The sequence below is a fragment of the Brevibacterium sp. 2SA genome, from assembly GCF_005502845.1.
Taxonomy (GTDB): domain Bacteria; phylum Actinomycetota; class Actinomycetes; order Actinomycetales; family Brevibacteriaceae; genus Brevibacterium.
In genome coordinates this window covers 33,480-59,466 of record NZ_SCMW01000002.1, presented here as the reverse complement: position 1 = coordinate 59,466, position 25,987 = coordinate 33,480, and the positions used below count along the sequence as shown (strand labels likewise).

23 protein-coding genes are annotated in these 25,987 nt (G+C 68.4%); 11 read left to right on the top strand and 12 right to left on the bottom strand.

What is annotated here, in order from left to right:
• Nucleotides 1–80: 80 nt before the first annotated feature.
• On the bottom strand, nt 81–305 hold the full coding sequence (locus FFS20_RS01480) for a hypothetical protein (protein WP_137824169.1): 225 nt from the start codon (nt 303–305) through the stop codon (nt 81–83).
• Between the two features lie 389 nt (nt 306–694).
• Nucleotides 695–2,032, bottom strand: coding sequence for an ABC transporter permease (locus FFS20_RS01475; RefSeq protein WP_249356398.1), 1,338 nt, complete (start codon nt 2,030–2,032; stop codon nt 695–697).
• A 123-nt stretch (nt 2,033–2,155) separates the two neighbouring features.
• Here FFS20_RS01475 and FFS20_RS01470 point away from each other — a divergent pair, with 123 nt between their 5' ends.
• From FFS20_RS01470 to FFS20_RS01460, 3 genes are all read left to right on the top strand, one after another.
• Nucleotides 2,156–2,725 carry a TetR/AcrR family transcriptional regulator gene (locus FFS20_RS01470; RefSeq protein WP_137824168.1) on the top strand — a complete coding sequence of 190 codons (570 nt, stop codon included), beginning with the start codon at nt 2,156–2,158 and terminating at the stop codon, nt 2,723–2,725.
• A gap of 76 nt (nt 2,726–2,801) precedes the next feature.
• The gene (locus tag FFS20_RS01465) at nt 2,802–3,398 is read left to right on the top strand and encodes a TetR/AcrR family transcriptional regulator (RefSeq protein WP_137824167.1); all 597 of its coding nucleotides are present in this window, start codon (nt 2,802–2,804) and stop codon (nt 3,396–3,398) included.
• Nucleotides 3,399–3,484: 86 nt separating this feature from the next.
• Nucleotides 3,485–4,675, top strand: a complete 1,191-nt coding sequence (locus FFS20_RS01460) for a M20 family metallopeptidase (RefSeq protein WP_137824166.1) — start codon at nt 3,485–3,487, stop codon at nt 4,673–4,675.
• 43 nt (nt 4,676–4,718) lie between these two features.
• Here FFS20_RS01460 and FFS20_RS01455 read toward each other — a convergent pair whose 3' ends face one another.
• The 4 genes from FFS20_RS01455 to FFS20_RS01440 all read right to left on the bottom strand — a co-directional run bounded on the left by FFS20_RS01455 (nt 4,719) and on the right by FFS20_RS01440 (nt 8,181).
• Complete coding sequence (locus FFS20_RS01455; protein ID WP_137824165.1) at nt 4,719–5,456, bottom strand: MgtC/SapB family protein; 738 nt, start codon at nt 5,454–5,456, stop codon at nt 4,719–4,721.
• A gap of 156 nt (nt 5,457–5,612) precedes the next feature.
• A complete protein-coding gene (locus FFS20_RS01450) occupies nt 5,613–6,191 on the bottom strand; it encodes an NADPH-dependent FMN reductase (protein WP_137824164.1) in 579 nt (192 codons plus the stop codon).
• Between the two features lie 72 nt (nt 6,192–6,263).
• Nucleotides 6,264–6,992, bottom strand: a complete 729-nt coding sequence (locus tag FFS20_RS01445) for a DsbA family oxidoreductase (protein WP_137824163.1) — start codon at nt 6,990–6,992, stop codon at nt 6,264–6,266.
• Between the two features lie 133 nt (nt 6,993–7,125).
• Complete coding sequence (locus FFS20_RS01440; protein ID WP_137824162.1) at nt 7,126–8,181, bottom strand: iron-siderophore ABC transporter substrate-binding protein; 1,056 nt, start codon at nt 8,179–8,181, stop codon at nt 7,126–7,128.
• A 151-nt stretch (nt 8,182–8,332) separates the two neighbouring features.
• Here FFS20_RS01440 and FFS20_RS01435 point away from each other — a divergent pair, with 151 nt between their 5' ends.
• Complete coding sequence (locus tag FFS20_RS01435; RefSeq protein ID WP_249356421.1) at nt 8,333–9,136, top strand: AraC family transcriptional regulator; 804 nt, start codon at nt 8,333–8,335, stop codon at nt 9,134–9,136.
• A 46-nt stretch (nt 9,137–9,182) separates the two neighbouring features.
• Here the strand turns inward: FFS20_RS01435 and FFS20_RS01430 are convergent, their stop codons facing one another.
• On the bottom strand, nt 9,183–10,244 hold the full coding sequence (locus tag FFS20_RS01430; protein ID WP_181365670.1) for an Rv2578c family radical SAM protein: 1,062 nt from the start codon (nt 10,242–10,244) through the stop codon (nt 9,183–9,185).
• 314 nt (nt 10,245–10,558) lie between these two features.
• Here FFS20_RS01430 and FFS20_RS01425 point away from each other — a divergent pair, with 314 nt between their 5' ends.
• Entirely contained in the window at nt 10,559–12,100 is a 1,542-nt protein-coding gene (locus tag FFS20_RS01425) for an NCS1 family nucleobase:cation symporter-1 (protein ID WP_137824160.1), read from the top strand.
• A 43-nt stretch (nt 12,101–12,143) separates the two neighbouring features.
• The gene (locus FFS20_RS01420) at nt 12,144–12,932 is read left to right on the top strand and encodes an aspartate/glutamate racemase family protein (protein WP_137824159.1); all 789 of its coding nucleotides are present in this window, start codon (nt 12,144–12,146) and stop codon (nt 12,930–12,932) included.
• 26 nt (nt 12,933–12,958) lie between these two features.
• Here the strand turns inward: FFS20_RS01420 and FFS20_RS01415 are convergent, their stop codons facing one another.
• On the bottom strand, nt 12,959–13,654 hold the full coding sequence (locus FFS20_RS01415) for a GntR family transcriptional regulator (RefSeq protein ID WP_137824158.1): 696 nt from the start codon (nt 13,652–13,654) through the stop codon (nt 12,959–12,961).
• Nucleotides 13,655–13,745: 91 nt separating this feature from the next.
• Nucleotides 13,746–15,425, bottom strand: coding sequence for a DUF885 domain-containing protein (locus FFS20_RS01410; protein ID WP_137824157.1), 1,680 nt, complete (start codon nt 15,423–15,425; stop codon nt 13,746–13,748).
• Nucleotides 15,426–15,587: 162 nt separating this feature from the next.
• Here FFS20_RS01410 and FFS20_RS01405 point away from each other — a divergent pair, with 162 nt between their 5' ends.
• From FFS20_RS01405 to FFS20_RS01395, 3 genes are read left to right on the top strand one after another with little or no spacing between them, the layout of a single operon-like run.
• Nucleotides 15,588–16,784 carry an MFS transporter gene (locus FFS20_RS01405; protein WP_137824156.1) on the top strand — a complete coding sequence of 399 codons (1,197 nt, stop codon included), beginning with the start codon at nt 15,588–15,590 and terminating at the stop codon, nt 16,782–16,784.
• Between the two features lie 60 nt (nt 16,785–16,844).
• On the top strand, nt 16,845–17,642 hold the full coding sequence (locus FFS20_RS01400) for a carbon-nitrogen hydrolase family protein (protein WP_137824155.1): 798 nt from the start codon (nt 16,845–16,847) through the stop codon (nt 17,640–17,642).
• Nucleotides 17,643–17,689: 47 nt separating this feature from the next.
• Nucleotides 17,690–18,466 (top strand): TetR/AcrR family transcriptional regulator, encoded by a 777-nt coding sequence (locus tag FFS20_RS01395; protein WP_137824154.1) that lies wholly within the window; start codon nt 17,690–17,692, stop codon nt 18,464–18,466.
• A 43-nt stretch (nt 18,467–18,509) separates the two neighbouring features.
• Here FFS20_RS01395 and FFS20_RS01390 read toward each other — a convergent pair whose 3' ends face one another.
• Nucleotides 18,510–18,845 (bottom strand): hypothetical protein, encoded by a 336-nt coding sequence (locus tag FFS20_RS01390; RefSeq protein WP_249356396.1) that lies wholly within the window; start codon nt 18,843–18,845, stop codon nt 18,510–18,512.
• On the bottom strand, nt 18,842–20,422 hold the full coding sequence (locus tag FFS20_RS01385; protein ID WP_137824153.1) for an acyl-CoA carboxylase subunit beta: 1,581 nt from the start codon (nt 20,420–20,422) through the stop codon (nt 18,842–18,844). The genes FFS20_RS01390 and FFS20_RS01385 overlap by 4 nt, the downstream gene beginning before the upstream one ends.
• Nucleotides 20,423–20,489: 67 nt before the next feature.
• Between FFS20_RS01385 and FFS20_RS01380 the strand changes: the two genes are divergently transcribed.
• Together FFS20_RS01380 and FFS20_RS01375 are read left to right on the top strand one after the other, a co-directional pair.
• A complete protein-coding gene (locus FFS20_RS01380; RefSeq protein WP_137824152.1) occupies nt 20,490–21,449 on the top strand; it encodes a biotin--[acetyl-CoA-carboxylase] ligase in 960 nt (319 codons plus the stop codon).
• Nucleotides 21,415–23,061 (top strand): adenylate/guanylate cyclase domain-containing protein, encoded by a 1,647-nt coding sequence (locus tag FFS20_RS01375; protein WP_249356393.1) that lies wholly within the window; start codon nt 21,415–21,417, stop codon nt 23,059–23,061. The genes FFS20_RS01380 and FFS20_RS01375 overlap by 35 nt, the downstream gene beginning before the upstream one ends.
• A 116-nt stretch (nt 23,062–23,177) precedes the next feature.
• Here the strand turns inward: FFS20_RS01375 and FFS20_RS01370 are convergent, their stop codons facing one another.
• Nucleotides 23,178–25,847 carry a DNA topoisomerase IV subunit A gene (locus FFS20_RS01370; protein WP_137824151.1) on the bottom strand — a complete coding sequence of 890 codons (2,670 nt, stop codon included), beginning with the start codon at nt 25,845–25,847 and terminating at the stop codon, nt 23,178–23,180.
• Nucleotides 25,848–25,987 lie beyond the last annotated feature (140 nt).

Below are 25,987 nucleotides of genomic sequence, written 5' to 3'. Positions count from 1 at the left end.
CACCCACTGGCGTTCATCGGCGCAGATCGGGCACACCGCCGGGGGAGGGGAACTGGTCTCCACTCCACAGTTGCGGCAGATCATCGCGCCGGGTTCACCGGGTTCACCGGGGCTACCCAGGTCACCCGGGGCAACTGCGCCACCCGGGTCAACTGCGCCACCCGGATCGCCGGGTTCACCGGAGCCACCCGGGTCAACCGCGCCACCCGGATCGCCGGGTTCACCGGAGCCACCGGGGTCACCAGGTTCACCGGCCCTTCCGGGCGCGGGTGAGCCTCGACCTGCTGCCTCGTCACGTGGATCACGGACGTTCTCCGACGCGGAATCGGTCACCGTCTCACCCTCCTCGCTGAGCGTCTGACGTCTCGGTCTGCTGTGGAGCCAGGTCGCTGCGGAGCCGGTTCGCTCCGGTGCCGGCGCCGCTGTCGGTTCCTGCGCCGGCGCCGTCCGCGGACCGAGGTTCGCAAGCCGACGGCCTCGTCATCCATTCGAGCCTATGCTGTCAGCGCCTGATCCTCCTACCCCCAGCCTGCCTGAATGCCGTGAGTCGACCCCGGACCCCGTGAGCCGACGCAGAATGCCGTGAGTCGACGCCGGACGCGGTATGTCACCCGTCGACGTGGACTGTCGTCCACGGATGCGGTGTGTCACCGCATCCGGGCCGACGAGTGTCTGTCCCCCAAGCCGTGAGCGCTCAGCCCTGTCCGGCATGCGCGGCGACGAGCTTCGCATGCGCACGCAGGTGGCCGATGAGAATGAGGGCGATGCCGAGGACGAACCATGCGATGAGCACCCACCACGACATCGCCATCGGCGCATCGGGGAAGTACGAGATGTCACGGAGCAGTGTGCCCGCCGCTCCCGGCACGAAGAACTGGCCGATGTCGCCCCAGGACCCGGCGAGGAACTCCTTGGGCTGAGTGAGCGAGGAGATCGGATTGCCGATGAACATCGTGAGCACCGCACCGATCGCGATGCCGCCCGGACCCATGAGCGACACGAAGCCGTTGATGATCGCCGCCGTCGACGCCACCGCCAGCCCCGCCGCGAGCACATTCAGCCAGAACTCTCCCTGCAGGATGCCGAACCATGTCTGGAGGATGAGCGAGAGCGCAAGACCGCCGAAGGCCCCATAAGCGACGACCGCAACGGCCCTCATCCTCCGCGAATGCACAAGAGTGCTGGTGAGCACACCGCCGACGATGCCGCCGATCGACAGCGGCAGGCCCGCGATCGCCAGTCCTGCTCCCGTCGCATCATCATCGGAGAGCGGCACGACATCGGTGACCGTGACCTGCGGGACGTCCATCGCCGCGGCATCCGGGAGCGCGCCCGCACCCTCGCCTCCACCTGCGTTGCCGGGAGCCTGGCCGGCTGCCTGCGGGTTCTCTGCCGCCCGCGCAGCCGCCTCGAGCGCCGCCTGCATCTGCTCCATGCCGTCCTGCATCCCCGAGATCGCCTGAGTGTCGATGGACTGCTGCATCTGCGCGGCGATGCCTCTCAGCTGCTGTGCCACCGCCGGCGACGCCGCCGAGGAGACGAGGATTTCCGGATCCTCACCACCGAGGACGAACGCCCCGTAGACCTCGCGCTCCCGGATCATCTGCTCCGCCTCGGCGCGGGTGTCCACGCGCTCGAGATCGAGCATTCCCTCCGGCGCACTGCTCGTGATCTGCTCGAGCTGAGCGCTGTCTCCGACAGCGGCCATGGGCAGGTCCTTCGGGTCAGCAGTCACCGTCGGCCAGCTGAATGCCAGAAGGACGATGCTGACGATCGCCGCCGCGAACAGGGCGACGAGGATCGCGCGTCCGACACTGTGCTTCGGCAGCTCATCGCCGATCTCGTCGGGGGCGGGGTCTGACTCCTGGTCCCTGCTCGTCTCGGCGGCCTTGCCCCGGCGCCCGCTCGCACCAGCGGCTCTGCCCTGATCCCCGTCCTGATCGGCGGCTCCGCCCGGGGAGTCGGCACCGAGGTGGTCGTCGCCGGTGCCCGGAGCGGAGGCGGCAGAGGTCCTGAGAAGTCTCGTGGTCATGGTCGTCCAATCATTGAAAACGAATGCACGTTCATTTTTACGCCGTGGTCTACAATTAATCAAGAATGATCATTCGTTTTTGGAGGAGCGGTGCCGAAGGTCACAGAAGAACACAGGGCCGCGATGCGCACGCGCATCCAGGATGCCGCGCTCGTCTGCTTCGCGCGCAAGGGCTTCGCGGCGGCGTCGATGGCCGACATCGTCAAAGAGGCTGACCTGTCGGCGGGAGCCGTCTACCTCTACTACTCCTCGAAGTCCGAACTCATGGTCGCCGCCGGTCGGCGGATCATGGAGGAGCGCATCACCGCGCTCGGCGACCTCGATGACGCCGAGGCGGTGCCCCCGCCCAGCATTGTCTTCCCACGCCTGCTCGATGCGGTCCTCGACGGCAACCCGTTCCCCTCTCTTGTCGTTCAGGTCTGGGGCGAGGCCGCCCATGTGCCCGAATTCGCGGCGATCGCGGAGAAGATCTTCGGCGAGGTCCAGGCTCGCTTCGAGGCCTACCTCGCCGCCTACTTCCACCGCACTGCCGGTCTCGACGAAGCGGAGGCTCAGACCCGGGCACGCGAGACGTCTCCGGCGGCACTCGCGATGGTCCAGGGCGGCATCGTCCAGACCGCCGTGCTCGGCCCGGCGGTCCGACCGCGCGTCGCTGGATCGATGGCCGCGCTCCTCGCCGAGCTCGAGAGCTGATCTGGCGGACACCACGATCCGAGACAAACGATACGCAGTGTTGCGGAAAAAGCTGTCTGCGTGAAAGGCTCGGCCTATGACGCAGGCCACCCCGAAGGGTCGACCGCTCGACCCTGAGCTCACTGAGCGCGTGCTCGCCGCTGTGCGCGCCGAGGTTGCGGAGCACGGCTTTCTGAACCTGCGCATCGAGAGCATCGCCACCACCGTCGGCTGCGGGAAGACCGCGATCTACCGCCGGTGGCCCACCAAGCCCGAACTCGTCGCCGCCGCCATCCTCGACACCTTCGAACTCGGCGAGGTGCCCGACACCGGCGACGTCGTCGACGATCTCGTCGCGCATGCGTGGCAGAACATCGAGAACTTCCGCCGCTCACTCGACGTCCGCACGCACGGAAACGGCCTCCTGCTCGCGATGTTCGACATGGACGTCATCCCGCTCATCTCCGCCGACTACATGGACGAGCGCCACGCCAGGGGCCGGGCGATCCTCGCCCGCGCCGTCGACCGCGGACAGATGAGTGCCGCGCTCGACCACGATCTCATCCTCGACACACTCGCCGGACTCACGCTCTTCACGATGACACTCCGACCCGAGAGTCCACCGCCGGACGATGCCGCGCTCACGGACAGATACCGCGCCCTGGCGAGATCACTCGTCGGCGCGGAGGACTGAGACCCACAACGTCGACGGGGCCGCGACCAGGTCCCACCGCTGACCACCCACCACCGACCATCCACCGCGAAAGGAACAACTCCACCATGACGATCGACTTCACCGCCGAGGCCGCCGCGATCGGCGCTGAACTCACCGCCCTCCGCCGCGACCTCCACCGGAATCCCGAACTCGGACTCGACCTGCCGTACACACAGCAGGCCATCCTCGACGCCCTCGAGGGCCTGCCGCTCGAGATCACCCTGGGTCGCGAGCTCAGCTCGGTCGTCGCGGTGCTCCGCGGCGGTCGGCCCGGACCGACGATCCTCCTGCGCGGCGACATGGACGCCCTGCCGGTCGTCGAGGCCACCGGCCTCGACTTCGCCTCGACGAACGGGAACATGCACGCGTGCGGCCACGACCTCCACGTCTCCGGCCTCGTCGGCGCCGCCAAGCTCCTCGCCGCGCACCAGGACGAACTCGCCGGCACGATCGTCTTCATGTTCCAGCCCGGCGAAGAGGGCCAGGGCGGCGCGAAGCTCATGATCGACGAGGGCATGTTCGACCTCGCCGGCCAGATTCCCGACGCCGCCTACGCAATCCACGTTGCCCCCGGAGCCCCCGGCACGTTCGTCACCCGCCCCGGCTCAATCATGGCCGGAGCCAACACCTTCCACCTCACGATGCACGGCAAGGGCGGACACAGCTCCCGACCGCAGGACGCGATCGACCCCGTCCGTCCCCTCCTCGAGTTCGGGCAGGCGGTGTACGCGATGATCACCGGGTCCTTCAGCGTCTTCGATCCCATCGTCGCCGAGGTGACCCTCCTCGACGCCGGCAGCGCGGTCAACATCATCCCGTCGACGGCGACGCTGGGCATGTCCGTGCGCACCCTGTCCCCGGAGACGACGCAGCGGTTCCCCGAACTCGCGACCCGCTTGGCCGAGTCGATCGCCGCCGCCCATCGCTGCACCGCCGAGGTGGTGTGGAACGAGCAGTACCCCGTGACGGTCAACGACGCCGCAGAGGCCGCGTTCACCCTTGAGACGCTCACCGAGGCCTTCGGCGCTGACCGCGTCGTCAACGCCCCCGACCCGGTCATGGGCTCCGAGGACTTCTCCTACGTCCTCGAGGAGGTGCCGGGAGCGTTCATGTTCCTCTTTGTTACCCCTCAGGGCGTCGATCCCGACACCGCTGCGGTCAATCACTCGCCCGAGGTCCTCTTCGACGACGCTCACCTCGCCGACCAGGCCGCAGCCCTGGCCACTCTCGCGTGGAAGCGGTCGCTGCGCGACTGAGCAGTCAGACTGAGGAATCACGCTGAGGAATCAGACTGATTCCTCAGACCGAGTCGCCGTCGGCGTCGACGGAGTGGACGCGATCCTCGCGCAGGGCCACTTTGTCGACGCCGTCGAGTTCCATGAGCGGCGGCACGAGCATGTCGAGTGGGCGCTTGCCCTCGAACCTCACCTCGATGCGGACCATCTTCGCCCCGTCCTCGGCCTCGAAGCGCTGGGAATCGAGGATCGTGTTCGAGAACCCCATCGTGCTCGCCACCCCGAGGATCTCCCGGAGCACTCCGCCGCCATCGCGGTAGACGATGTGCACGAGCTTGCCGCGATTGCGGTCGGGGATCTTCCGCACGAGCGGCGCCACGACGAAGAGCGTGAGCAGGTGGAGCCCCGTGAGCATCGTCGCCAGGGCGAGCATTCCCGCTCCGCAGGCCATGCCGACGGCCGCGCACACCCAGATCGATGCTGCCGTCGTGAGCCCCCGGACCATGTTCCGTCCCTTGAAGATGACCCCGGCACCGAGGAAGCCGATGCCGGAGACGATCTGCGCGGCGATCCGCGAGGGATCGAGCTGGACGTCGCTGTCGAGGACCCCGGCGAACCCGTAGGCGGAGACGAGGGTGAACGCGCACGTGCCGATGCCGACGAGGACGTGCGTGCGGTAACCGGCGCTCTTCTGCCGGAACTGCCGTTCGAAGCCGATGAGCGAACAGAGCACGAAGCTCGCCAGCAGCAGCGTGCCCTCGAGGAGGATGTTCGATCCGAAGATGTCGCCGAATGAGCCCATAGTGGGCACCTTAGTCGTGTTGCCGCGCGCTGAGAACGGTTCGACCGAGCGCCCCGCACTGTGCTCAAGGCAGGAGCAGGGCACGCCTGGAACAGCAGAACTCCGCGGACCCGCCTCGGCGGATCCACGGAGTTCGGACAGTGCTGGCGAGCCCTTTCAGGCCTGGGGGACGAGGCTGCGGTCGAGAGCCTTCGCAGCGGTGCGGAGCTCGTCGGCGTATCCGGCCACGACCTCCTTCGCGTCGGTGAGTCGCCAGTCCGGGCCGTAGGAGTCGCGCGGCAGGGTGATCTCGACGTTGTCGCCGACGAGGTCGAGTCCGATGAACTCGAGCACGGCCCGCAGCTGCGCGCCGGACATTCCGCCGCCGTGGCCGCCGTAGCTGATGATCAGCGACGGCTTGTCCTTCCATTCGGCGAAGAGGTAGTCGATGGCGTTCTTCAGCGAGGCGGGGTAGCCGGCGTTGTACTGCGGGGTGACGAAGACGACGGCGTCGGACTCGTCGACGATCCGCGCCCATTCCTTCGTGTGCTCGTTCTGGTAGTCACCGAGTGCCGGCATGCGCGGCTCGTCGAGCAGCGGCAGGTCGAGGTCGACGAGGTCGATGATCTCGGTGCGGGCAGCGGCCGCATCGGAGATGATCTCGGCAACGGCGGCGGCGATCTGATCGCCGACCCGCACCGGGCGGACGCTGCCGACGATGATGCGGATGAGCGGGGCGGTCGGGGTCTCAGTCATGGGTGGTGGTCCTTTCGACGTCTGTGGATCTGAAGTGAGGTGGAGAACTGGGGTGGCGTGGATATGAGGGAGTCAGCTGCAGCCCTCGGGGCCGCACACGGCACCGTCGGGATAGTCGTCCCCGCCCTCGGCCGTCGAACCGGTGCCGGCGAGCACGGTGAGCTTCTGACTCTCGTCCCATGCGGTCTCGAGCGCCTGAGTGAAGACCGGCGGCTTCTGCGCGCCGGAGATCCCGTACTTGCGGTCGATGACGAAGAACGGCACCCCGTTGGCGCCGAGCATCCGAGCCTGGGCGACATCAGCCTCGACAGCGTCGGTGTACTCGTCGGATTCGAGGACCCGACGGGTCTCGGTGGGATCGAGACCGAGGGACTGACCCACCTCGGCGAGGTAGTCGATGCTTCCGATGTCACGACCGGACTCGAAATGCCCGGACATCAGCGCCTCCTCAGCGGCCGCCATAACACCGTGGCTCTTGGCGAAGTGGAGGAAGCGGTGGGCGGTGAAGCTGTTCGCGACGACGACGGAATCGAAGTCGTAGTTGAGGCCCTCGCGCGCTGCCTGGTCGCTCACCTGGGCGAACATCTGCCGCACCTGCTCGGCGGGCATGCCCTTCGAGCGGCTGAGATAGTCCGCCTCCGACTCCTCGACATGTGCGGGAAGGGTGGGATCGAGCTGGAAGCTGCGCCACTCGACCTCCACGTCGTCCTTGTGCGGGAAACCCTCGAGGGCGGTTTCGAAGCGACGTTTGCCGATATAGCACCACGGACAGGCGATGTCCGACCAGATCTCGATTTTCATAGACATTTCAACTACCTGCCCGTGGAGGATATTCCCGCCGCCGGGCCGGGTGCGACCCTTGTCACATCCGGCCCGGAGGGGCATTCCGCCGAGGCGGTCGTCCCGCTCCGGAGGCTCCCGATCCGATGGAGGGTCAGCGCGACACCGTCTCCCTGATCTGGGGCACCATCTCCCCGAGCGCGTAGTCGAGGCTGAGGATCGTGCCCCAGCTGAAGGCCCCGGACACGACCTCGTCCTCGACCCAGAGCACGCGGCCGTCCCGGACCACGGGGAGGTCGGAGTAGAGCGACATGGCCTCGACGGTCGCCTTCGCATCGGGGGAGAAGCCGACGTTCCACACGAGCAGGTCCGTCGAGAGCTCGTCCATCCGCTCGTCGGGGACGTAGACCTCACCGGCCTCATTCGGTGCGAATTCGGCGATCCGACTCGGAACCGCGAACCCGAGCTGGCTGAAGAACTGGGCCCTGACGTCATTGCCCGTGCGCACGACTGTCTCGCCCTCCTGGAAGCGCTCGGCGACGACGGCCTCCCGGCCGGCGAAGTCGGGATTGTCCTCGCGGGCTGCGGTGAAGGAGGCTTCGAGATCGGCGACGAGGGCGAGTGCCTCGTCCTCCCGTCCCAGGGCCTCTCCGGTGGCTCGCGTCGCCTCCTGCCACGTGATCCTGAAGTTCGTGTACTCCTCGTCGGGGACGACGACGGGCGCGATTTCACTGAGCTGCTCGTACTGCTCCTCGGTGGTGCCGTTGTAGAGGGAGATGATGAGATCGGGTTCGAGCGACGCGATCTCCTCGACGGGCGGATTCGCCTCGTCTCGGACCCCGCCGTTGAGCACCGTCGGCTCCGCGTCACCGAGTTCGTCCTGGGCCCAGGGCCACGTCGCGAACTCGTAGTCACCCCACCAGGGGGCGACGGCGATCGGCGCGACGCCGAGGGCGAGCAGCGGATCCTGATCGGAGAGGCCGAGGGTGACGACCCTCTGCGGCTGTGCGGTGATCGTCGTCGACCCGTACGCGTGATCGACGGTGACCGGGAACGACCCCTGCGCCGAGGAGGCCGCGCCATCGCTCGCCGCCTCCGGTGAGGCCGAGGGCGCACAGGCCGAGAGCGCCAGGGCCAGGGCGGAGGCGCACGCGATCATGGACAGTCTCGCCCGGGAGCGGGCGCGGCGGGTCAGGGTCATCGAACTCATCTCTCATCGGTGTCGGAGTGCTTCGGCAGGGGAGGGGGCTGAAGCCGTCTCATCGCCCTGTCTCAGGTAAGGCTATCCTCAGGAGAAACGGCATTCCACTCTTCTCAGCGGACAGAGATGGGCCTGGGCAGACGCTAAAGTGTCGTCTGTGATGAATCGCGATGCGCTCGAGCCAGCAGCGGCGAGGGGTGAGGGTCCTGTGCCGCCGATCCATGCCTCTGAGCTGACATCGGCGACTTTCTCCGGCGCCGAGCATCGGGACGTCTCCTACGCCGCCCACAGCCACGACGGCGACCAGCTCTTCTGGTTTCCCGACGGCGGCATGGATGTCCTCATCGACGACCGGCGCTGGCTCGTCCACGCCGACACCGTCGTCTGGATTCCCGCCGGCATCGTCCACTCGAACCGTCTCCTGCGGGAAGGAACGACGCTGAGCGTCTATCTCAGTCCGTCGCTGCGGCCACCGGGGGACCGCTGGTCGCTGCCGCGGGCCCTCGCCCTCGACCCCCTTCTCGGCGCGCTCATGCGCCATCTTCCCGGGCGACGCCTGTCCCCGGTCCGGCGAGAGCACTGCTGCCGGCTCCTCATCGATCTCCTCGCCGAGGCCGAAGACCGGGAGATGACCGTGCCCACGCCGCGCCATCCGGCCGCGCGCACCGTCGCCGAGGCGGTGCTCGCCGATCCCGCCGACCGCACCGAACTCACCGACTGGGCGCAGCGCACCGGGGTGAGCGCTCGGACGATCGCCCGGGCCTTCGCCTCCGAGACCGGTTTGAGCTTCTCCGCCTGGCGGACGCAGGTGCGCCTGCTCTCCGCTCTTCCGCTGCTCATCGACGGCAGCGCCGTACACGAAGCCGCCGCGCAGAGCGGATACGGCAGCGTAGGCGGGTTCATCTCCGCCTTCGCACGGGAATTCGGGACGACGCCCGCCGCCTACGTCCGCGATCGGTGGTAAAACGCGGGGACAACGGCATCAGAGCAGTGTGGTCAGAAGAGCACCGTCAGAACAGCGCCGCCTGAGGGTCAGGCAGGGCGGACTCGACGGCGGCACTCGGCGTTGCCGGTCCGACTCCGGTGGCGCCGCGCCGGGGCCCATGCCTCGTCCGCCTCGTCGCGGGATAGTCATCGTCGCTGGTCCCGCGCAGGTCGTAGCGGTCGATGAGCGGGTTGATCCGCGCCGCCAGCCAGGTCCGGTACTCCTTCGAGGCATAGGCCGAAGTCGCATACATGCGGCGGTAGCGGGGGAGGAGCTCGGGGTGCTCGCGGTCGAGCCAGGCGAAGAACCACTCGCGAGCGCCCGGGCGCAGGTGAAGGGCGCCGTAGACGACTCTGCTCGCGCCGGCGTCCTTGATCGCCGCGAGCGCCGTGTCGAGATGCTCGCGCGAATCGGTGAGCTTGGGCAGCACCGGCATGATGAACACGGTGACCCGGAATCCCAGCTCCGCTGCCGCGCGCACCGTCGCCAACCGCGCCGCGGTCGTCGGCGTCCCGGGTTCGATCGCCTGCTGGAGCTCGTCGTCGTAGACGGCGATCGACATGCTGATCTCCACGGGGACGTCCCGGGCGGCGTCGGCGAGCAGCGGGAGGTCGCGCCGCAGCAGGGTGCCCTTCGTGAGGATCGACAGCGGGGTGCCGTGTTCGGCGAGGGCGGTGATGATTCCGGGCATGAGGCGGTAGCGTCCCTCGGCGCGCTGATAGGGGTCGGTGTTCGTCCCGAGGGCGACGAGCTCGCGTGACCAGCGGGGCTTGGCCACCTCGGCGGCGAGCACCTCAGGGGTGTTGACCTTGACGATGACCTGCCGGTCGAAGTCGTCGCCGGAGTCGAGGTCGAGATACCGGTGGGTGCTCCGGGCGAAGCAGTAGACGCACGCGTGGGAGCAGCCCCGATACGGGTTGATCGTCCACGCGAACGGCATCGCACTCGATCGCGGGATCCGGTTGAGCGCCGACTTCGCGAGGACCTCGTGAAACGTCATCCCCGCGAACTCCGGGGCCCGCACGGTGCGGATGAGTCCGGTGACCCCGAAGAGCCCGGCTGTCGGTTCCGCGTCATTCCATCTCACACCGGTATTCGAACACGTGTTCGAGTCGAAGTCAAGAGGGGTGCGGGTGTCTGTTCCGGCAGCAGGCCACGATTCAAACAAATGGTATGCCAAATAGTCCAGGCTCGGGCATCATCGATCTGCGGCCATCGCCCCAGGTCCGGAGGCGCGCCTCGCGCACTCCAGGCGTTGTCAGTACTGGACTGACGGAGATGAGCCCATTGCGGAAGCAGTGTGACCCAGGTTACGCTCACGGGGTCAGCTCTCACTGCCGCGAGGCCGCGAAGACCTCCTTTGGTATTCCAGCACCGCGCCCGTCTGATTCGAGAACTCCCATGGCCCACACCGTGACGTCCGACCAGCCCGTGCCCGACCCTCAGTCGAGCACCGTGCCGCACCGGCTCGGACCGAGCCCGGAACAGCTCGCCGCGCACCGGATCAGCCCGCGCTTCTACAACGCCGATCTCGCACCGAGTCAGAAGGAGGGTCGCAGCTGGACGGCGTACAGCGTCTTCTCGCTCTGGGCCAACGACGTCCACTCGCTCGGCAACTACGGATTCGCCCTCGGCCTCTTCGCCCTCGGCCTCGGGGCGTGGCAGATCCTCGTCGCCCTCCTCGTCGGTGCCGTCCTGCTCTTCGTCCTCCTCACCCTCTCCGGGTTCATGGGCCACAAGACCGGCGTGCCCTATCCGGTGATGTGCCGCATCGCCTTCGGCATCCACGGCGCCCAGCTGGCCGCCTCGGTGCGCGGGATCGTCGCGATCGCCTGGTTCGGGATCCAGACCTACCTCGCCGCGAACGTCCTCAACGTTCTCCTCATCACCCTCATCCCCGGCCTCCAGGCGTGGACGGAGGTCGAGTTCCTCGGGCTGAGCGGCCTCGGCTGGTTCTCCTTCACTCTGCTGTGGATCGTCCAGGTCGTCATCGTCAGCTACGGGATGGAGATGATCCGCCGTTACGAGGCGATCGCCGGCCCGATCATCCTCGCCACCTTCCTCGCCCTGGCGATCTGGATGCTCGTCCGCGTCGACTTCCGCATCGCCTGGTCGATCGACGACCCGCTCACCGGGTGGCAGATGTGGACGAACATCCTCGGCGGAGGGGCCCTGTGGGTGGCGATCTACGGCACCTTCGTCCTCAACTTCTCCGACTTCACCCGGTCGGCGAAGAAGAAGGGCTCGATCGTCGTCGGCAACTTCTGGGGCATCCCCATCAACATGCTCGTCTTCGGCCTCGTCGTCATCTCACTCGCCGGCGCCCAGTACTCGATCGACGGCACGGTCATCAGCTCGCCCGCCGACATCGTCCAGGCCATCGGCAACCCGGTCCTCCTCGCCGCCGCCTCGCTCTCGCTGCTCGTGCTCACGATCGCCGTCAACCTCATGGCGAACTTCGTCGCCCCGACCTACGCCCTGACGAACCTCTTCCCGCGCCATCTCGACTTCCGCCGGGCCGCCATCATCTCCGCGATCATCGGGTTCGCCATCCTCCCGTGGAACCTCTACGACTCACCCGTCGTCATCGTCTACTTCCTCGGCGGCCTCGGCGCGCTGCTCGGGCCGCTGTTCGGCGTCATCATGGTCGACTACTGGCTCGTGCGGAAGACGAAGGTCAACGTCCCGCAGCTTTACACCGAGGCCCACGACGGCGAGTACTTCTACCACCACGGCGTCAACTGGCGGGCGATCGGGGCGTTCATCCCCGCCGCGATCCTCTCGCTCATCCTCGCCCTCGTCCCCGCGTTCTCCGGCGTCTCCCAGTTCTCCTGGTTCCTCGGCGCAGGAATCGCCGCAGTCATCTACTTCGTCATCGCCCGCCGGGACTTCACGTTCCGCGAGGTCGACGGCGAGGAGATCGCCGTGCCCACCGCACACTGACGCTAATCCAAAGACCCACCGGACCCCGCGAAGGACAGCGCCCATGAGAATCCTCGTCGTCAACGTCAACACCACTGCGGCGATGACCGCCGGCATCGCCCGCGCGGCCCGTGACGCCGCCTCGGCGGGCACCGAGATCATCGGCCTCACCCCGACCTTCGGCGCCGAATCCTGCGAAGGCAACGTCGAGAGCCATCTCGCCGCGCTCGGCGTCATGGATGCCGTGCTCGGCTACGCCGGAGAGTACGACGCCGTCATCCAGGCCGGATACGGCGAGCACGGCCGTGAGGCTCTCCAGGAGCTCCTCGACGTCCCCGTCGTCGACATCACCGAGGCGGGGGCGCAGCTGGCGATGATGCTCGGGCGCCGGTACTCCGTCGTCACCACCCTCGACCGCACCGTTCCCCTCATCGAGGACCGCCTGCTGCTCGCCGGACTCGACCGGCACTGCGCGTCCGTGCGGGCGTCGGGGATGCCGGTGCTCGACCTCGAGGCCCACCCCGATCGGGCGGTGACCGCGATCGCCGAGGCGGCCGCCGACGCGGTCGGGACCGATCGCGCCGAGGCCATCGTCCTCGGCTGCGGAGGAATGGCCGACCTCGCTGAGGTCATCGAACAGCATTGCGCGGTGCCCGTCGTCGACGGCGTGGCCGCCGCGGTCAGACTCGCCGAGGCGCTCGTCGGCTTGGGTCTGACGACATCGAAGGTGCGCACATACGCCCCGGCCCGCCCCAAGCGCCTCGACGGCTGGCCCTTCGCGGCACGAGCCGGAGCGTCCCCGGCGACTCCGGAGACCGTGACGAGGCACGACTCCGCCGTCCGGGCCTCCTGAGGCCGGGGCAGCCCGAATCCGCGGCGTCAGTCCGAATCCGCGGCCCCGCCGGGGTCGGAGCCCTCCCGCGGCTCATGGGCGAGACGTTCGCGGTGCTTGTCGTGCTGCTGCCGGCTCGTGTCGAGATGGTGGGAGGCCAGCGCGCGCACCCGTTCGATGTCGCGGTGGGCGATGGCATCGAAGAGCTCGGCGTGTTCGGTGGCGACGACGTCGAGCTCGTCATGCTGGCTCAGCTGCCACCGCATCCGGGAATCGAGGAGCTCGCCGACCTCGACGAGGAGCCGATTGCCCGAGAGCTCGGTGACGATGGCATGGAAGTCCGCGGCGGACCGGTGCGCCCCCACGGCGTCACCGGCCTCGGCCTGGCGGCGACCGGCCGTCATCGTCGCCTCGAGCCGCTCCAGCCCCTCGCGGGTGTGACGCTGGGCGGCGAGTTCGAAGGAGAGGAGATCGAAGGCCTGACGCACCTCGGCGAGGTTGGCGATATCGCTGGGGGAGAACTCGCGCACGGTCGCCCACGTGTTCGGCCGGTGCGTCACGAGCCCCTCGGACGCGAGCTGCTTGAGGGCCTCCCGGATCGGGACCCGACTCACCCCGAGCTCGGAGGCGAGGTTGCGTTCGACGAGGCGGCTGCCGGGCGCCCGCTGACCGTCGATGATCTCACCGCGCAGCACCTCGGTGACCCGCAGCGTCTCCGATCGGGGGGTGTCGTTGTTCTTCACGCGCTCATTCTCTCACTTCGCCGGGCACGGACGCGGGCGCCCACCGCCGTGCGGACGGTGGGCGCCGGCGCCGGAACGCAGGTCCGCGGCCTCAGCGCCGCATCGCCCGGCCGAGGGTGTCGAGGCCGACGGACCCGAGACCCAGCGCCTTCGAATGGAACGCCTTGAGATCGAAGTCCTCGCCCGCCTCGGCGGCCGCCTCATCGCGGAACTGCTCCCACAGGCGCTGACCGATCTTGTAGCTCGGTGCCTGCCCCGGCCAGCCGAGGTAGCGGTCGAGTTCGAATGCGAGGAAGCTGCGATCCATCGCGACGTTGTCGGTGAGGAACTGCCAGGCCTTCTCCCGATCCCACGTGCCCCCGCCGAGGCTCTCGGGAGCCTCGAGGCCGAGGTGGAAGCCGATGTCGAGGACGACGCGAGCCGCCCGCAGGCGCTGCGAGTCGAGCATCCCGAGGTAGTCGGCCGGGTCGTCGAGGTAGCCGAGGTCGGCCATGAGCTTCTCCGCGTAGAGCGCCCAGCCCTCGCCGTGCCCGGAGACCCAGCACATGAGCCGGCGCCAGCGGTTGAGGGTGTCGGAGACGTACGTCGCCTGCCCCACCTGGAGATGATGACCGGGCACGCCCTCGTGGTAGACGGTGGTCTTCTCCTGCCACGTCGCGAACTCGGTGACCCCCTCGGGCACCGACCACCACATCCGCCCCGGCCGGGAGAAGTCGTCGGTCGGGCCCGTGTAGTAGATTCCGCCGGTCGACGAGGGCGCGATCATGCACTCGATCGTGCGCACGGGCTCGGGGATGTCGAAATGGGTCTTCCCGAGTTCGGCGATCGCCTCGTCGGCGACTCCCTGCATCCACTCGCGCAGGGCCTCCTTGCCGACGAGCATGCGCTCGGGGTCCTTGTCGAGCGCCTTCATGACGTCGAAGAGGTCGACGCCGGGCATGATCTGCTCGGCGACGCGCCGCTGCTCGGCGTCGATGCGCTCGAGTTCGGCCAGACCCCACGCATACGTCTCGTCGAAGTCGATCTCGGCGCCGAGGAAGTCCCGCGAATGCAGGGCATACGCGGCCCGGCCCGCCGCCTCGTTCTCCGGGGCGATCGGGAGCAGCTCGGCGGCGAGGAAGTCGGCGAGTCCGGCGAACGCGGTGCGGGCCGCCTCGGCGTGGGAGGCGAGGTCATCGCGCAGCGTCTGGGGCACCTCGGCGACGTCGTCGGCTCCGGCGATGACGGCGAGATACGGGGACTCGTCCCCGGCGATCGCCTGCACCTGGTCGATGACCTTCTCGATCTGGATGCGTGCGGCGACCTGCCCGCGGTCCTTGGCCAGGGCCAGCGACTCCTCGTACCCGGCCACGGAGGCGGGAATGGCCGCGAGCGTCTCATCGACGGTCTCCCAGTCGGCGACGGTGGCGGTGGGCATGAGGTCGAAGATGTCGCGCATGTCCTGGACGGGGGAGGCGATGACATTGAGGCTGGCATGCGTGAAGCCGGCCTCGTAGAGGTCCCGGTCGACGCCGAGGCGGTCGCGCATCGCGTCGATCGTCACCCGATCGATGTCGTCGAGGTCGGCGCTCGCCTCGACCTCGTCGAGCTTGGCAAGCGTCTCCACGGTGAGGTCGTGGTGGGCGGCGAGTCCGGCGGGGGAGAAGTCGTCGAAGCCCTTCGCGCCGTCGATCCCCAGGTAGAGGGCGAGGGAGGGGGAGAGGGCGAGGGAGCGATCGACGTACTCTTCGGCGACGGCGTCAACGGCCGACGGGGTTCTCTTCTCAGTCATGACCTCACCATATATGAGGCCGGACACACCCCGTGACCGGGCCGACAGTCTATGAGGAGAGGCACACGGCCACGGGCTGGAATGCGGCGTCTGGGAATTCGCTGAAGCTATAGCCTGGTTGAGCCCGCCCCCCCGGACAACCGTGAATCGAGAGTAGAGAACGTGGCACGAGCACAGCTGTGGACCAAGGACTTCATCGTGGGCATCGGCCTCAATCTCACGATGTCCATGGTCTTCTACCTGCTCATGACCTCGATGGCCGGTTACGCGGTCGCGCGCTTCTCCGCCGGTCAGGCCGCAGCCGGTTTCGCCTCCTCGAGCTTCATCGTCGGCGCCGTCGTCGCCCGCATCCTCACCGGCAAGTATCTCGACTTCATCGGCCGCCGCAAGCTGCTCGTCATCTCGATGGGCGTCTTCGTCCTCGCGTCCCTCGCCTACATCGCCGCCGACACCCTCACCCTCCTCATCGTCATCCGCCTCATCCACGGCGTCGCCTTCGGGGCGGGGAACACGGCGATCATGACGGCCATCCAGTCGGTCATCCCCGCCTCGCGGCGCGGGGAGGGCACCGGCTACTTCGGCACCGCGACGACGCTGTCGACGGCGCTCGGGCCCTACCTCGGCGTGCTCCTGCCCGCCGAGTTCGACTTCACCGTCCTCTTCATCGCCTCGGCGATCATGTCGCTCATCTCCCTCGTCCTCTGCTTCTTCCTCGACCTGCCGAAGCAGGAGCTCAGTCAGGCCCAGCGGGACACGAAATGGCATCTCCATCCCCGCACGATGGTCGACCGGGACGGTCTGCGCATCGGGCTCATCATGCTCATCGCCGGTGTCGCGTTCGCCGCGGCCCTCGTCTTCCTCGCCGGCTACGCGGCCGACAACGGCGTGCCCGGCGCCGCGTCGCTCTTCTTCATCGCCTACGCCGCGGCCTCCCTCATCGCCCGCCTCTTCGTCGGGCGGATCCAGGACGCCTACGGCGACAACGTCGTCATCTACCCAGTGCTCATCCTCAACGCCCTCGGCAACGTCCTCCTCGCCCTGTGGCCGACGACGGCGGGCATCGTCAGCGCCGGCATCCTCATCGGCTTCGGCTTCGGCTCCCTCATGCCGAGCGCCCAGACGATCACCGTGAAGTCCGTGCCGATGTCCCGGGTCCCGGTGGCCACCGCCTCGTTCTTCCTCCTCCTCGATGCGGGCTCGGGAATCGGCCCGATCATCCTCGGCGCGCTCATGCCGCTCACCGGGGGCAGCGGGATGTTCCTCCTCTGCGCCGGACTCGTCGTCGTCTCAATGCTCGTCTATTCAGTCGTCCACGGCCGCGGACGCGGCGGCCGGCCCGGACGCGAGTTCGTCGGATGACGCAGGCTGGTGATCCGAGTAGCCTGAGAGCACGTCACCGACTGCCCACGGAGGATGAGGATGAAGCTCGGACTCGCCCAGATCAACACGACCACCGATGTCGCCGGCAACCTCGAGAAGGTGCGCGACTATGCGGGGCGGGCCGCTGCTGACGGTGCCGAGGTCGTCATCTTCCCCGAGGCGACGATGTCGGCGTTCGGGTCGGGTCTGGCCGAGATCGCCGAACGCGAATCCGCAGGCTGGCGTGAGGCTCTCACCCTGCTCGCCGCCGACACCGACACGGCGATCGTCGTCGGGGAGTTCGCCGTCTCCGCCGGCAAGGTCGTCAATCTCCTCGCCGTCTACGCCCCGGACGGCACGCGCTCCGAATACGCGAAGATCCACCTCTACGACGCGTTCGGGTTCAAGGAGTCCGACACCGTCGAGGCGGGGGAGGACCCGGCCCTCGTCGCCCTCGGCGGCGAGGACGTCGGCATCGCCATCTGCTACGACATCCGCTTCCCCAAGCTCTTCGCCGAACTCAGTCGCCGAGGCGCGCGCCTGGCGATCGTCTCCGCATCGTGGGGTGCGGGGCCGGGGAAGGTCGAGCAGTGGGAGCTGCTGGCCCGGGCGCGGGCGGTCGACTCGAACATGTTCGTCGTCGCCGTCGGACAGGCCGATCCGCAGGTCAGCGGCGTGGCCGTGCCTCCGAAGGGGCCGACGGGAGTCGGTCACAGTCTCGTCTCCGATCCGTTCGGGCACGTCATCGTCGCCCTCGGCGGAGAGGAGGCCCTCGAGATCGTCGACCTCGACCTCGGACTCGCCGATGAGGCCGCCGAAGCGCTGCCCGTCCTCGCGAATGCGAAGCTCGGGTACTAGACCCCATCGCGGACTCGCGCACCCGGGCAGAGTGGGAGAATGAGGGCATGGCGATCACCGACAGCCCTGCGCACGTCGACTCCGGAGAGGACTCCGTCTCCCCGCACGAGGGGACAGCTCCGCAGGAGAGAGCAGTTCCGCCGGAGGAGACAGCCCCGAAGGAGGGCCTGCGTGAGCGGAAGAAGCGCGAACGCCAGCGCGCACTGCGCCGGGCCGCGATCGAACTGACCCTGGAGAAGGGGTTCGCCAACGTCACGATCGAGGACATCTGCGAGCGCTGCGGGGTCTCCCGGCGCACCTTCTTCAACTACTTCTCGAGCAAGGAGGAGGCACTCCTCGGGCGGGCGGACACGGTCTTCGACGACGAGGACGAACCGGCGATCGCCGTGTTCGAAGCCGGGGGACCGACGGGCCGGCTGCTCGAGGACCTCGAGCGGCTGCTCGCCGGGGTCGTGCGCACCCGGCTCAGTCACCGCGAGGAGCGCCATCAGTACCATCAGATCCTCAAACAGGAGCCCGCGCTCATGCAGGCGCAGATGTCGCGGATGGGCGAGAACGAACGCCTCTTCCGCGAGATGATCCAGCGACGGCTCGACACGCTCGGTGCCGCCGAGGGGACCGCCCGCGGGGAGGACCCGGGTGCCGTCGGCCGCTGCACGGTCGACGACGGACCGCCGGTCTCACCGAAGGCCGAGGTCCTCGCGGCGCTGGCGATGATGGCGATCAAAGCGACCTTCGTGCGGCTGCGCCGCGTCGAAGGCGACCCGGCGCCGATCATCCACGACCTCTTCGACGAGCTGCGCACGATCTTCGGCGAGGGCTGACGACGCCCTCCGTGCCGAACAGCAGGGCGGCGTCAGCGAGTGCTCAGCGGCCGAGCGGCTGCGTCCACGTCTGTGGGAGCCGCCTGCGGACGTTGCGGCGCGGAGCATTGAAGCCCGCGCGGTCGTGCTTCTTCGTCTCCACCTCGGCGAGGGCTTCGGCCTGGTGCGCGGCATAGGCGAGGGCGACCTGGCGGATCGCGACGACGGCGGCCACCGCGGCGGCACTGGCCATCTCGTCGCTCACCGGCTGGCCGTCGTCGGCGCGCACCTGCGCGCGGTCCTCGACCGAGGGCACCGTCGCAGGCGCCGCGCCCGCCGGGGCCTGGTCGGCCCCGACCGCCTCGGCGCTTCGGGGATCTGACTGCGCATCCGTGCTCATAGGGGGATGTTACCGTGCTTGCGCGCCGGCGCGTCGACGTGCTTGTTCTTCAGGGCACGCAGCGCGCGGACGATCCGGTTGCGGGTCTCGCTCGGCTTGATGACGGCGTCGATGTAGCCCTCCTCGGCCGCGAGGTACGGGTTGAGCAGGGCGTCCTCGTAGTCCTGGATGAGGTCGGCGCGGAGCGCATCGACGTCCTCTCCGGCCTCCTCGGCGGCCTTGAGCCTGCGCCGGTAGACGATGTTCGCCGCCCCCTGGGCGCCCATGACTGCGATCTGCGCCGACGGCCACGCGAGGTTGATGTCGGCGCCGAGCTGCTTCGACCCCATGACGCAGTACGCGCCGCCGTAGGCCTTGCGGGTGATGAGCGTGATGAGCGGAACCGTCGCCTCGCCGTAGGCGTAGATGAGCTTGGCCCCGCGGCGGATGATGCCCCCGAGCTCCTGGTCGGTGCCCGGGAGGAAGCCCGGCACGTCGACGAAGGTGAGGATCGGCAGGTTGAACGCGTCGCAGAGGCGGACGAACCGGGCCGCCTTCTCCGAAGCGTCGATGTCGAGGGTGCCGGCCAGCTGCATGGGCTGGTTGGCGATGACGCCGACGCTCACCCCTTCGACACGGCCGAAGCCGGTGACGACATTCGGTGCGAAGAGCTCGGAGACCTGGAGGAACTCACCGTCGTCGAGCACCGTGGTGACGACGTCGAGGATGTCGTAGGGCTGCGAGGGCGAGTCCGGCATAAGGGTGTCGAGCGCCTCGTCCTCAGGCGTGAGCTCGAGGTCGGACTCGAAGACGTCGGCGTCGGCGGGATCGAGGTTGTTCTGCGGGAGGAAGGAGAGCAGGTCGCGGACGTAGTTGAGGGCGTCCTCCTCGTCGCTGGCGAGGTAGTGGGCGTTGCCGGAGACGGTGTTGTTCGTCCGGCCGCCGCCGAGCTCCTCATGGCCGACCTCCTCACCGGTGACGGTCTTGATGACGTCGGGACCGGTGATATACATGTGGCTGATCTTGTCGACCATGATCGTGACGTCGGTGAGGGCGGGGGAGTAGACCGCGCCGCCGGCCGAGGGGCCCATGATGAGCGAGATCTGGGGGATGACGCCGGAGGAGGCGACGTTGAGGCGGAAGATCTCGGCGAACAGCGCGATCGATCCCACACCCTCCTGGATGCGGGCGCCGCCGGAGTCGTTGATGCCGATGATCGGGCAGCCGAGCTTGAGCGCGAGCTTCTGGACCTTGACGATCTTCCGGCCGTTCGCCTCGGCGAGTGACCCGCCGAGCACGGTGAAGTCGTGCGCGAACACGGCCACGGTCTTTCCGTCGATCGTGCCCAGACCGCACACCACGCCGTCACCGTCGGGACGGTTCTTCTCCATCCCGAACTGGGTGTTGTGGTGCCGGGCGAATTCGTCGATCTCCTGGAACGAGCCCTCGTCGAGGAGCTGGTCGATGCGCTCCCTGGCTGTCTGCTTGCCGCGCTTGTGCTGGTTCTCCACCGACTTCTCGTTGCCGGTGTGGGCCGCGTCCCGACGCGTCAGGAAGGCGTCGATGCGATCGGCGGTGGTGCGTGGGGTTTCCGTCATGCTCCCACCCTATCGAGGGGAGCCGAGTTCATTGTGCACTCCCACCAAAAGAATCTAGAGTGGTCTGGTGACCAGCCAACACGCGCCCTTCCTCGTCGATGTCGAATCGCTCCGCGCCCGTGCGGAGGCCATCGGAATCGACCTTCCGCTCGTCATCTGGGACGAGTCGAGTCCGTCGACGAACGATGCGCTCGCGGCCCTGGTCCACCATCCCGCCGAGGTGACCGCCTCCCCGCAGGTCGTCCGTGACCTCGCCGGTGACGCCCCCGCTGCGGGGCTGGCGGAGCTGACGATCCTCGGCACCGATTTCCAGAGTGCGGGCCACGGCCGACTCGGGCGCACATGGACCGTGCCGCCGCGCCGCTCGCTGACGTTCTCGATCCTGCTCACCCCGACGACACCCGTGCGCACGTGGGGCTGGATCCCGCTCATCACCGGTGAGGCAGTGCGTGCGGCGATCGCCGAGGCGGGGGTGCCCGCCGTGCTCAAATGGCCCAACGATGTGCTCACCGCAGACGGCAGGAAGCTGTGCGGGATCCTCGCCCGCATCGAGACGACGCCGGAGGGTCCGCGCATCGTCCTCGGGATGGGGACGAACACGCGTCTCGAACCTGCGGACCTGCCGCGGGAGGACGCGAGCTCACTGGCGATCGAGCTCGGCGTCGCGGGTTCAGAGATCGATCATGAACGGTTGCTACTGTCGATTCTCAGCACACTTGTTCCCGGCCTGAGGGAGTTGGCAGAGTATGGAGAGGACTTCGGTCGCAGCCCGTTCGCCGCGAGAGTGCGGGCGGGAATGGTGACGCTCGGGACGCGGGTCAAGGTCGAACGCCCCGACGGCAGCTTCCTCGTCGGTGAGGCCACGGGCCTCGACGCGACGGGTGACCTCGTCATCGACGATCGGGTCTCGGTCAGTGCCGGCGACGTCCACCATCTGCGCCCGGCGGCTCCGGCCGACGGGACCGGACCGGAGGCCGGGACTGGTGCGGCGAATGCAGCAGTGGGACGACGCAGCGATGACCGGTGACGGCTCGGCCCGTCGGGACCGGACGGGCGGCATCGTCGAACGCGACCCGCAGTCGCGTCCCGTGGTGCGGGCGAGCAGCGGCGCGCACCTGCGCGGGGACGGCGACGCGTCACACGATGCCGTGAGCGAAGATCGCGCGCAGACGACGCCGGAGGCTGCGACCCCGGCCGCATCGGCACCGCCGAAACCCGTGGGTGCGCCGGAACCGGTCGCTCAGGCCGCTCCATCCGCACCGGCGCGCTCGACGCCGGCCCGAGTCGAGCCCGCACAGACCGGCGACGATGACGATTCCGCGTCACACGCCACGGCAGAAGACGACGATCACGGGCAGGCACCCCAGGCCACAGGCGATGCCGAACTGCCGGCCACCTCGGTGATGCCGGTCATCCAGTCAGCGGAGTCCGGGTCGGAGGAGGCAGGCGAAGACGACGACGCCTCCGAGCCGAACACGACCGCACAGCAGACCGGGAAGCCGATGTCGTCCGACTTCTTCGGCGGCCTGCACGAGGACCCGCGCACCTCGGCGCTGAGCATCGTCGACGAGGACACCGACGACGATCCGATCTACGAGACCCGGAGTGCTGCCGAACGCCTCGAGGAGATCCTCCTCGACGGCAAGCGCGTGCTCGATCGTCGCGAAGCGGCGAAGCTCGGCGGCATCTCGACGGTCTCGGCGCGGAAGATGTGGCGGGCGCTCGGGATGTCGCAGACCGATGAGCACGACAAGGCGTACACGGTCAGCGATGCGCATGCGCTGCGGATGTGGGCGAAGCCGGTGGCCGACGGGCTCATCGACCAGGAGACGGCGCTGTCGCTGGCGCGCGCGATCGGGCAGACGACGGACCGGCTCGTCGTGTGGCAGATGGAGACGCTCGTTGAGTACCTCACCGAGGAGAAGGGCATGAGCGAGCCCGAGGCCCGGCGGGAGGCGCTCGAGGTCATCGAGGACCTCATCGATCCGATGCAGAAGATGCTCGTGTATTCGTGGCGGCGCAACCTCGCCGAGGTGATGGGCCGCCTCAACGTCAACGTGTCCGACGGTCTCGCGATGGACAACCGGCAGGGCTGGTACGACTCGTCGATGCCGCTGGCGCGGGCGGTCGGGTTCATCGACCTCGTCTCCTACACGCGCTTGTCGCAGAAGCTCGAGCCGAGGCAGCTGGCGAACATGGTCCAGGAGTTCCAGGGCATCTGCTACAACATCGTTGCCACCGGGGGCGGGCGGATCATCAAGACCGTCGGCGACGAGGTGTTCTTCGCCGCCGAGACGCCGATGGCCGGCGCCGAGATCGCGATGACCCTCATGGAGCGCGTGTCCGCGGCCGCCGATCTGCCCCAGGCGCGGGTCGGGTTCGTGTGGGGGAGGGTGCTCTCCCGCCTCGGCGACATCTTCGGCTCGAGCGTCAACCTCGCCGCCCGGCTCACGGCCGTCGCCGAGCCCGGAACGATCTTCACCGACGAGGAGACCGCGCGTGTGCTGTCGACCTCCGACGCCTACGTCTTCGAACCTCGGGGATCGCTGACCCTCCAGGGTCTCGGGGAGACGGGCATCTGCCAGATGCTGCGCGGCACGGCGGCGCGGATGAAGCTCGACCTCGACGACGAGAGCTGAGCCCCGTGGGCTGAGTTCCGAGGCCTGAGTCTCGAGGCCTGAGTCCACAGGTGTGAGCGCGTCGCGCGCTCGGAACTCAGACGGGCGCCCCGGCTTTCACAAGGGCGCCCCGCGACTCAGAAGAGCGCGGAGTCGTCGTCTTCGTCGTGGGAGACGATGACGCCGTTGTCGGTGTCGATGCGGGCGCGGGCGATCGCCTCGCGCGCGTCGTCGACGTCGAGGTCGAAGCCGTCGAGGCTCGTCGCCAAGCCTCCCGTCCCCGGTGCCTGCGCCGCCACGGCATCGGCCCCGGTGTCCCCGGAGCCTGCGTCACCGAAGTCCGCACCATCACCTGCGGCTGCGACATCATCCGGACCGCCGAGGCGGGGGAGCGTGCCGATGACATCGATCTTCGACTCGAGCGGGGAGCCCGAGCCGTCGCGCTTCGACATCTCGGTCGGCAGGGTCCGCGCACCGCCGGCCGAGGCTGCCGCCTGCGGTGAGTCGCCGACCCACGCGAGCGAGAGCTCGGTCTCGCCCTTGAGGAACTTGTGGGCCCGCACACCGGCGGTCGCCCGGCCCTTCGTCGGGAACTCGACGAACTCGCTGACCTTGATCGACGACGACGGGGCGCCGTAGAAGTTCTCTCCGCTGGCGATCGTCACGACCGACAGCGCCATCTCCTCATCGGGTTCGGCGGGGACGGCGCCGAAGAAGATCGCCGTCGCCTCGGCGGCGAGCTTGATGCCGGCGACGCCGGAGGCGTTCCAGCCCTGCGCCCGCAGTCCCGAGGCGTCGAAGGCGAGCAGCTGGGCGTTCGAGGTGACGAACACGGCCCGCGACGCATCGATCTCCCGCGGCTGGGCGATGCCGATGACGGCGTCCTTGCCCTTGAGGGCGATCGCATCCCACTCGGACTTGTTCGGCCGTCCGGCCACCGACACCCGCTTGACGACGCCCTCGGCGGTGCCGAGGAGGAACTCGCGGTCGAGGTCGATGAGCCCGATGACCTTCTCGGACTTCTCCAGCGCCATGTACTCGGCGATCTTCACCCCGCCGGCGACGTTGGGTCGCGCCGCTCCCGGGGGCAGCGCCGGGAGGTCGACGACATCGACCATGTGGAGCCGGCCGGTCGACGTCACCGCACCGATCCGGCCTTGCGTCGTCGTCACGATCTCCGAGACGAGCGCATCGTGGCTGGCGCGCTTGCCCGACCGGGCGAGCACGGCGGCGTCGGAGGTCCGCGCGATGCGTCCCGACGTCGAGAGGAGCACCCGGGTCGGGGCGTCGGCGATCTTGAGGTTCTCCGGGGCCTTCTTGCCCTTGGCCGTGAGCTCCTTCATCGCCCCTTCGATGAGCACGGTCCGGCGCGGGGTGCCGATGATCTCGGCGGTGGCATCGAGTTCGGTGGCGACGAGCTCACGCAGCTTCGCCTCATCGGCGAGCAGACCCTCGAGGTACTCGATGCGGTTCTTGAGCTCATCGCGTTCGGCTTCGAGTTCGAGGCGGGAGAACTTCGTCAGGCGCCGCAGCTGCAGATCGAGGATGTACGTGGCCTGGAGCTCCGAGAGATCGAAGACGTCCATGAGCCGGGTCCGTGCGGTCGCGGCGTCGTCGGAGGAGCGGATGAGCTGGATGACCTCGTCGATGTCGAGGATCGCGATGAGCAGACCCTCGACGAGGTGGAGGCGGTCCTTGGCCTTGCGCAGCTGGAACACCGTGCGCCGACGCACGACGTCGATGCGGTGGGAGAGGTAGACAGTGAGGAGGTCGCGGAGTCCGAGGGTGCGCGGCTGGCCCTCGACGAGGCACACGTTGTTGATGCCGAAGGACTCCTCGAGCGGCGTCTGCCGGTAGAGCTCGGCGAGCACGGCTTCGGGGTTGAACCCGTTCTTGATCCCGATGACGAGCCGCAGACCGTTCTTCCGGTCCGAGTAGTCGTCGATCGAGGCGATGCCGGTGAGCTTCTTCGCCCCGACCGCGTCCTTGACCTTCGCGACGACCTTCTCCGGGCCGACGAGGTAGGGCAGCTCGGTGACGACGATGCCCTTGCGCCGGGCGTTGATGTTCTCGATCGAGACCGTCGCACGGGTGCGGAACGTCCCGCGCCCCGTCTCGTACGCCTCCCGCACGCCGTCGAGTCCGATGATCCGCCCGCCCGTGGGCAGGTCGGGACCCGGAATGAAGCGCATGAGCTCGGCGAGATCGGCCTCGGGGTTGCGGATGAGGTGGCAGCACGCGGCGATGACCTCGCCGGGATTGTGCGGGGCCATGTTCGTCGCCATGCCCACCGCGATGCCCGAGGCGCCGTTGATGAGGAGGTTGGGGAACGCGCTCGGCAGGACTTCGGGCTGGGTGAGCGTGTTGTCGTAGTTGGGGACGAAGTCGACGACCTCTTCGTCGAGGCCGGCGATCATCTGCATCGACGCCGTCGTCAGCCTGGCCTCGGTGTAGCGGGGGGCCGCGGGGCCGTCGTCGAGGGTGCCGAAGTTGCCGTGGCCGTCGACGAGGGGCACGCGCATGATGAAGTCCTGGCTGAGCCGGACGAGGGCGTCGTAGATCGCAGTGTCACCGTGGGGATGGAGCTTGCCCATGACATCGCCGACGATGCGCGAGGACTTCACATGGCCGCGGTCGGGGCGCAGCCCCATGTCGCCCATCTGGTAGACGATGCGCCGCTGCACGGGTTTGAGGCCGTCGCGGGCATCGGGAAGCGCGCGTGAGTAGATGACCGAGTAGGCGTACTCGAGGTACGAACTCTCCATCTCCGCCGAGACGTCGACATCGATGACTCTGCCTTCGGTCATGGAACTCCTTCGACACGTGGAACACTGCAGCGCCGTCGAGCACTGACGACGGCACCCGTCGATTCTAGCGTTCTGGCAGGGTTCCCCGGCTCAACTGCGCCGGTTCGTGTCGGATTCCGCGCAGAGCTCACGCCGACCGG

Excerpts from the sequence above, each read along its gene's own strand:
- FFS20_RS01450 (WP_137824164.1), bottom strand. The coding sequence starts at position 6,191 with ATGACTGAGACCCCGACCGCCCCGCTCATCCGCATCATCGTCGGCAGC.
- FFS20_RS01420 (WP_137824159.1), top strand. The coding sequence starts at position 12,144 with ATGAGAATCCTCGTCGTCAACGTCAACACCACTGCGGCGATGACCGCC.
- FFS20_RS01375 (WP_249356393.1), top strand. The coding sequence starts at position 21,415 with ATGCAGCAGTGGGACGACGCAGCGATGACCGGTGACGGCTCGGCCCGT.
- FFS20_RS01370 (WP_137824151.1), bottom strand. The coding sequence starts at position 25,847 with ATGACCGAAGGCAGAGTCATCGATGTCGACGTCTCGGCGGAGATGGAG.
- FFS20_RS01385 (WP_137824153.1), bottom strand. The coding sequence starts at position 20,422 with ATGACGGAAACCCCACGCACCACCGCCGATCGCATCGACGCCTTCCTG.
- FFS20_RS01465 (WP_137824167.1), top strand. The coding sequence starts at position 2,802 with ATGACGCAGGCCACCCCGAAGGGTCGACCGCTCGACCCTGAGCTCACT.
- FFS20_RS01460 (WP_137824166.1), top strand. The coding sequence starts at position 3,485 with ATGACGATCGACTTCACCGCCGAGGCCGCCGCGATCGGCGCTGAACTC.
- FFS20_RS01400 (WP_137824155.1), top strand. The coding sequence starts at position 16,845 with ATGAAGCTCGGACTCGCCCAGATCAACACGACCACCGATGTCGCCGGC.
- FFS20_RS01440 (WP_137824162.1), bottom strand. The coding sequence starts at position 8,181 with ATGAGTTCGATGACCCTGACCCGCCGCGCCCGCTCCCGGGCGAGACTG.
- FFS20_RS01425 (WP_137824160.1), top strand. The coding sequence starts at position 10,559 with ATGGCCCACACCGTGACGTCCGACCAGCCCGTGCCCGACCCTCAGTCG.
- FFS20_RS01445 (WP_137824163.1), bottom strand. The coding sequence starts at position 6,992 with ATGAAAATCGAGATCTGGTCGGACATCGCCTGTCCGTGGTGCTATATC.
- FFS20_RS01395 (WP_137824154.1), top strand. The coding sequence starts at position 17,690 with ATGGCGATCACCGACAGCCCTGCGCACGTCGACTCCGGAGAGGACTCC.
- FFS20_RS01435 (WP_249356421.1), top strand. The coding sequence starts at position 8,333 with ATGAATCGCGATGCGCTCGAGCCAGCAGCGGCGAGGGGTGAGGGTCCT.
- FFS20_RS01410 (WP_137824157.1), bottom strand. The coding sequence starts at position 15,425 with ATGACTGAGAAGAGAACCCCGTCGGCCGTTGACGCCGTCGCCGAAGAG.
- FFS20_RS01455 (WP_137824165.1), bottom strand. The coding sequence starts at position 5,456 with ATGGGCTCATTCGGCGACATCTTCGGATCGAACATCCTCCTCGAGGGC.
- FFS20_RS01475 (WP_249356398.1), bottom strand. The coding sequence starts at position 2,032 with ATGACCACGAGACTTCTCAGGACCTCTGCCGCCTCCGCTCCGGGCACC.
- FFS20_RS01470 (WP_137824168.1), top strand. The coding sequence starts at position 2,156 with ATGCGCACGCGCATCCAGGATGCCGCGCTCGTCTGCTTCGCGCGCAAG.
- FFS20_RS01390 (WP_249356396.1), bottom strand. The coding sequence starts at position 18,845 with ATGAGCACGGATGCGCAGTCAGATCCCCGAAGCGCCGAGGCGGTCGGG.